The 6919-nt window shown below is 40.2% G+C and carries 5 protein-coding genes and 1 pseudogene; 5 read left to right on the top strand and 1 reads right to left on the bottom strand.

What is annotated here, in order from left to right; translation table 11 throughout:
• The 5 genes and pseudogenes from istB to L634_RS0120835 form a co-directional block, all read left to right on the top strand.
• Window positions 1-268: pseudogene (gene istB, locus L634_RS0120855) on the top strand (IS21-like element IS643 family helper ATPase IstB); the annotation flags it as partial.
• 503 nt (window positions 269-771) lie between these two features.
• Window positions 772-1695, top strand: a complete 924-nt coding sequence (locus L634_RS0120850; RefSeq protein WP_026584121.1) for a hydroxymethylglutaryl-CoA lyase — start codon at window positions 772-774, stop codon at window positions 1693-1695.
• 38 nt (window positions 1696-1733) lie between these two features.
• The gene (locus tag L634_RS0120845; RefSeq protein WP_034262983.1) at window positions 1734-2534 is read left to right on the top strand and encodes an enoyl-CoA hydratase-related protein; all 801 of its coding nucleotides are present in this window, start codon (window positions 1734-1736) and stop codon (window positions 2532-2534) included.
• Between the two features lie 54 nt (window positions 2535-2588).
• A complete protein-coding gene (locus L634_RS0120840) occupies window positions 2589-3761 on the top strand; it encodes an acyl-CoA dehydrogenase family protein (protein WP_026584119.1) in 1173 nt (390 codons plus the stop codon).
• A gap of 169 nt (window positions 3762-3930) precedes the next feature.
• On the top strand, window positions 3931-5145 hold the full coding sequence (locus tag L634_RS0120835; RefSeq protein WP_026584118.1) for a CaiB/BaiF CoA transferase family protein: 1215 nt from the start codon (window positions 3931-3933) through the stop codon (window positions 5143-5145).
• A 151-nt stretch (window positions 5146-5296) separates the two neighbouring features.
• Here the strand turns inward: L634_RS0120835 and L634_RS31455 are convergent, their stop codons facing one another.
• Window positions 5297-6706 (bottom strand): sigma-54 interaction domain-containing protein, encoded by a 1410-nt coding sequence (locus L634_RS31455; RefSeq protein WP_051428381.1) that lies wholly within the window; start codon window positions 6704-6706, stop codon window positions 5297-5299.
• Window positions 6707-6919: the final 213 nt, after the last annotated feature.

Raw genomic sequence — 6919 nt, 5'->3', positions numbered from 1 at the left:
GATTATCGATGATTTAATGTATATGGCCATGGACCAGAGAGAAGCAAACTTATTCTTTCACTTGATTAATCATTTGTACGAACGAAGTTCGATCATCCTGACTTCAAATAAAAGTCCAGATGAGTGGGGTAATTTAATTGGGGACCAAGGGATTACAACAGCTATTTTAGATCGCTTACTTCATCGTGTGGAAGTCATCCATGGAGGTGAAAACGAGGAAAGTCATCGCATGAAAAACCGGAAAAGCATTTTTTCAGCAGAAGTGTAAAAAGGAAACGAGCAAAAAGTGTAAAATTCAACTTGACGTCTACAACCTATTATGGCCAAAGCTTTTTTACTATTTATCTCGCTTTTCAACATTGATTTGGTAGCTTAATTTGTGTGGAGAAAAATTAAATTATAAAAAAGATCGATTTTTAATATTTGGAGAGTCTATTGACTCTCTTCAGGCTGTCGACAAAGTCGACAGCCGTTTTTTATCATTATTACCCAATCAATATATGGGGTTCTATCTTAATCCACACACCTAAATATGCCGTTAAAAAAGATAAAAAGCCCCTTTTTCTTTAAATAGCTGTTTGAAAAAGGGGTTTGTCTACACTCTGTGGAGAGTCTATTGACTCTCTTTTTTGGTAATTTTCAATAGAAAGCAACATTTAAAAAATAAAATTTTAGAATATTCATAATAATAATTGAAATTGCAGATTGGATACAGTATCCTATTTATATAAAGCCAAGATTTTTCCAACAAACCAATGGGGGAATAGGTATATGAAGTTAGTAAACGAAGTAACGATCTATGAAGTCGGTCTTCGGGATGGGCTTCAGCTTGAATCGAAGGTTCTAACTGTGAGTGAGAAGCTGGATATCTTTAATTTATTGCGTAAGGCAAAACTATCTGAAATTGAATTCGGTTCTTTTGTCCATCCAAAGTTAGTGCCGCAAATGGCAAACACTTCGGATTTCTACTGCGGCATTAAACAATGTGAAGCAGAAATGAAACTTGTTGCTCTTGTGCCGAATTTAAAAGGGCTTGAAATGGCTAAAGAAAAGGGTGTACGTTCAGTCAATTATGTTTTGTCGGCAAGTAATACGCATAATCAGCAGAATGTCCGCCAAACAACAGAAGAATCGTTGAATAGCTTTAAGGTTTTATCCCAATTTGCAACTGAAAATGATCTAACACTGAATGTCACAGTTGCCACTTCATTTGGCTGCCCATTTGAAGGAACAGTCCCCCAGTCCCGCATTATGAGAATATTAGATACCCTCCTTTTACATAACATCAAAAGAATTACACTTGCAGATACAACTGGCATGGCTAATCCAAAACAGGTATATGAGTTAACGAAGGAAATTGCAGATGAATGGAGAAATTTTGAATTTGGCTGCCACTTTCATAATACAAGAGGCATGGGCATGGCTAATATTCTTGCTGGAATGGAAGCAGGCATAACGATTTACGATTCATCCATAGGTGGAATTGGCGGCTGTCCTTTTGCTCCTGGTGCTACAGGTAATGTCTGTACTGAAGATGTTGTTCACATGCTGGAGGAAATGGGCGTAAGAACCTCTATTGACCTTGATATGCTAATTGCTGCTTCTCATAAATTAAGAGATTTACTTGGTCATGATTTGCCGGGACAAGTAGCTAAAGCGGGGAAAAGCTCCCGAAAGTATCCGGTACCGAACTGATATAAACCAAACATATATACTTTGAAGGGATGAGTTAGATGCTGGTGCAAACATATGAAACGATTAAGCTCGAAAGTCCTGACCAACAGGAAGGCATTGTCTTATTAACTTTAAACCGGCCCGATTCGATGAATGCCTTGAATACAAAAATGGCATTGGAATTAATTGAAGTACTGGAAGAATTAAAATATGACGAAAATGTAAGGGTTCTCATTATAACAGGAGCTGGTTCGAAGAGTTTTTGTGTAGGAGCCGATCTCAAAGAACGAAATGGCATGTCACAAAAAGATTGGAAAAAACAGCATGATTATTTTGAACAAGTAACGGAGAGGTTCCGTGAGTTTCCTTATCCGGTAATCGGAGCCGTAAATGGGTATGCATTAGGAGGCGGAATGGAAATTGCTCTAAGCTGCGATATCAGAACGGCTGCTCCTCATGCAGGGATGGGGCTTCCTGAATCAAAATTAGGACTTATCCCGGGTATAGGGGGGACACAGCTGCTTCCCCGCATCATCCCTGTGGGATTGGCTAAGGAAATGCTTTTCACAGGAAAACGGATTGGTGCTGAAGAAGGAAAGCAGCTTGGAATAATCAATCATATTTTCTCAGCTGAAACACTCATGAAGGAAACGATTAAACTGGCAGAAACCATTGCCTCAAATGCACCACTTTCTTTAAAAGCTTTAAAGAAAGCAGTTAATAAAGGAACGGAAACCGATTTAAAAACAGGACTTGTGCTCGAACTGGAGGCTTATTATAAATGTGCAAATTCTGAAGATCGTTTGGAAGGCATCTATGCATTCAATGAAAAGCGTCCACCCCAATGGAAAGGAAAATAAAGTGAAAAAGTGGTAATAATCTCAAAATAAAATGAAAATGTGGAGGAAACAGAAATGACAAATAATACAAAGACAATGGAAAATACTGAGCATGAAATGATAAGGAAAAGTGTTCGCACTTTATGTGAACGTTTTCCTGAGGAATATTGGAGAGATACAGATGAAAGATATGCCTATCCTACAGCTTTTGTCAAAGCCTTGACAGACGAAGGCTGGCTGTCAGTACTAATCCCTGAAGAATATGGCGGAGCTGGATTGGGGATGAAAGAAGCAGGCATCATTTTAGAGGAAGTCAATCGTTCGGGGGGGAATGCTGGAGCATGCCATGCGCAAATGTATACCATGGGCGCATTGCTCCGCCACGGAAACGAGGAACAGAAGCAAAGGTTTCTTCCCAAGATTGCCAGCGGTGAATGGAGGCTTCAGGCCTTTGGCATTACTGAACCAACAGCAGGAAGTGATACAACAAGCATTCAAACTTTTGCTGAAAGAAAGGGAGACAAATATATCGTGCATGGCCAAAAGATTTGGACCTCCCGTGCGGAACATTCAGATTTGATGATGCTCCTGGCCAGAACAACACCAAAGGACCAGGTGCAAAAGAAAACAGACGGACTTAGCCTTTTTATCCTCGATATGAAGGAGCAGGCTGATAAAATAGATATCCGGCCAATTGACACGATGATCAATCATGCTACCACTGAAGTCTTTTTTGAAGGTGCCGAAATTCCTGTTGAAAACTTGATTGGCGAGGAAGGCAAAGGCTTCCGTTATGTATTGGGCGGAATGAATGCAGAACGTATTTTAATAGCCTCTGAATCGATCGGAGATGGCATGTACTTCGTTGATAAATCCGTTCAATATGCAAATGAGCGTGTTGTATTTAACAGGCCAATCGGGCAAAACCAAGGAGTGCAATTCCCAATTTCAAGATCCTACATGGATATTCAGGCAGCGAAATTAATGCGGGACAAGGCAGCAGAGATGTTTGATGCGGGGATTGATTGCGGTGCAGAAGCCAATATGGCCAAATATCTTGCCTCGGAAGCAACCTGGCGGGCAGCAAATGCAGCCATGGACACATATGGCGGCTATGGTTTTGCTAAGGAGTACAATATTGAACGGAAATTTAGGGAAGCCCGCCTGTTTATCGTCGCTCCTATTACAAACAACCTCGTAGTAAGCTATGTCGGCCAGCATGTTCTAGGGCTGCCACGTTCATTCTAAAAAACGCATTTGTTGAATTTGATTGGAACGGCGGGAGAAGCATCGGAACCGCCCACAGAAACCTTAAGTGCCTTAAGCGGAAATAAACAGGCAAGTTGAACAGAGTCAAAACTAAAAAGCAGAGGACCATTTATAAAACTGGTCCTCTCTTTAATAAGGAGGAGCCAGGATGGCAGGACCGTTATCAGGCATAACCGTTGTGGATGTTACCACTAATATTTCCGGCCCTAGTTTAACCATGATACTCGCGGACTTAGGCGCTGAAATCATCAAAATCGAAAGGCCGTTTACTGGAGATGACTCAAGGGGGATGGGACCTTTTTGGGAAGGGGAAGGAGTTTATTTCCTTCATATCAATCGTAATAAAAATTCTATTGTCATTGACCTCAAGCAGGAAAAAGGCAGGAAGATTGTTTACGATCTTGTTGAGAAAGCTGATGTGTTTGTAGAGAATTTCCGGTATAAGAAAGCAGAAAAAATGGGGCTCTGCTACGAAAAATTAAAAGAGATCAATCCTTCTCTTGTTTATTGTTCCTTATCTGCCTATGGCCAGGAAGGCCCTTTACGAGAAAGGTCCGGGTACGATGCGATTGCCCAGGCAGATTCAGGAATTATCGGCATTAATGGGGCAGAAGGATCAGAGATTGCCAGAGTGCCAGTGTCCGTGCTTGACCAGGGAAGTGCCATGTGGGGGGCCATTGGCATTATCTCTGCTGTCTTACATAAAGAAAAAACAGGCGAAGGCCAGCTGGTAACAACCTCACTCTATGAAACAGGCTTCTTTTGGGTGGGCTACCATATGCTTTCATGGCTAGCTACAGGGAATGAACCTAAGAAGAATGGTGCTGGACATACTGCCTTTGCACCATATGGAGCTTTTTATGCCAGTGATGCACCCGTTATGATTGGAATATCCAATAATTCATTATTCAGCCGTTTATGCAAAGTGCTGGGAAAAGAGGAATGGATTACAGATCCTCGATATGAGACGAATCCTAAAAGGGTTGAAAATCGAGAGAATTTGAGAGTAGCTATTGAAAATATCCTGCAATCAAAGCCTGCTGACGAATGGGTAGAGCTTTTGGCAGAAGCCGGGGTACCGAGCTCAAAGGTAAAAAAGATCTCAGAAGTTGTCGAGGATGATCAGGCAAAAGCCCTCAAAATGTGGGAGAGTGTAGCACATTCGAACATCGAAGGGTTTAAGCTTCCTCGGCTTCCTTTTGAACTAAGCATGTCACCAGCAGAGATTAAACAAGCTCCTCCAAAGCTGGGAGAAAATTCGAAGGATATCTTAAAAAAGCTTGGGTATGATGAAGTGAAGATTAAGGAATTATTAAATGATAAAATCGTTCAAACTCATGAAGAAAAAGCACAAACCCGGTAAATGAGAATCCTGAGGAGGAGAAGAGCAAACGACCCCACTCGAATGGCACTGAGAAGGCTTCCGGACTCCCTATGTAAGTTTTGTGAACAGAAATCAACAGGAGTTTAACCGGACACCAATGAAAAACCCTGGCAAAATTCGCCAGGGTTTTTCATTGGTCTTTTATATATTTTTGAATTTTTCTATAGGCAGTTGATTGATTTATGCCGAGCGCTTTGGCGACTTTGTAGGAGCTTTCGTATTTTTTATACGCTTTTATAATTAATTGTTCTTCCAATTCTTCCTGTGCCAGCTTTAGGGAGCAAATTTCATTTACTTGGACAGTAAATTGCGGATGGCCGTTTGGGGAGTTTACAATTTTTTGCGGCAAATCTGCTAATAGAATTTCATCCTTTTCAGCTATAACGACTAAACGCTCCATTAAATTTTCCAATTCTCTAACGTTTCCAGGCCAACTGTAATTAATCAGCTTATTTTCTGCTTCCAAGGTAAGGTATGCAGAAGTTCCATATTTTTTATTGAATTTTTCTAAAAAGTAATCCATTAAATATGAAATGTCCTCTTGTCTTGTTTTTAAAGGGGGAATATAAATGGGGATTACGTTTAACCGGTAAAATAAATCCTCTCTAAATGTTCCTTCCTCCACCAATTTTTCTAAGTCTTTATTCGTTGCAGCTATAATCCTGGTGTCTACATGTATTGGTCTGGTTCCGCCTACCCGCTGAATTTCATGCTCCTGAATGGCTTTTAATAGTTTCACTTGGAGATTAAGCGGCATCTCACCAATTTCGTCCAAGAATAATGTGCCGCCACTTGCCTCTTCGAATAATCCTTTTTTGCCTTCTTTATTGGCACCCGTAAAGGCGCCTGGTTCGTACCCAAAAAGTTCTGATTCTATTAGAGGCTCCGGTATTGCCCCACAATTAACATGAATAAAAGGCTGCTGCCTTCTTTTGCTTTTTTTATGTATGAGAGATACGATAACACCTTTCCCAACACCGGATTTTCCTGTCACAAGTACAGTAGAATCCACCTTTGCAATTTTATCTACCATTTTCACAATTTTGCGCATATCTGGTGAAAAAGAAATAAATTCTTCTTCCTCTTTGTTTTGAAATCTCCTCAGTTCTTCAAGTTCCTCCTGGAAGCTTTCAAGTAAATGTTCGGTACGCTCAATCTTATTGCGAAGCTGCCTGATTTCTGTCAGGTCCCTTGAGGTAAAAACAATGAACTCTATATTTCTTTCAGAGTCCAAAGAGGGATTTCCGATGCAGTGAATCGTCTGGCCTGTTCTTGTTCTTTGAATCATTGAGACTCGCTCTTTCCGTTCTTTTACAATTGGAAACAAAGAGGGAGAAAATAATCCCTTCCTTGCCAGTTCTTCGGTATTTTTCCCTACTATTTCGGCTGCCTTCATCCCGTAGAATGCCTCTCCGGCTGGATTAACTCGAAGGACTGTACCCATGCCGTCAGTAACAAAAATTTCATCAAAACAGGTATTTATAATGGTTTCCAATTCCTGATTCAGATTCTTATAATGTGTAAGCTCGCATATTTCCATATTTTCACCTGCATTTTTTTAATTGAGGTATAAAAGCTGGTAAAGAAATAATAGCATATTAAGTAGTAATCAACAATTCATAATATTAAGAAAAATAAATATAAATAATGCAAGGGTGCATTATGAATAATGCACAAAATCATCAAAACTGCACTTTTACTATTATGGATTCCTTATTTAATACTAATTTGTTTTGGCATGAAACTTGCATAA

Origin of the sequence: Bacillus sp. J33 (assembly GCF_000518885.1) — a bacterium.
Taxonomy (GTDB): Bacteria; Bacillota; Bacilli; order Bacillales; family Cytobacillaceae; genus Cytobacillus.
This window is presented reverse-complemented; position numbering and strand designations above follow the sequence as displayed.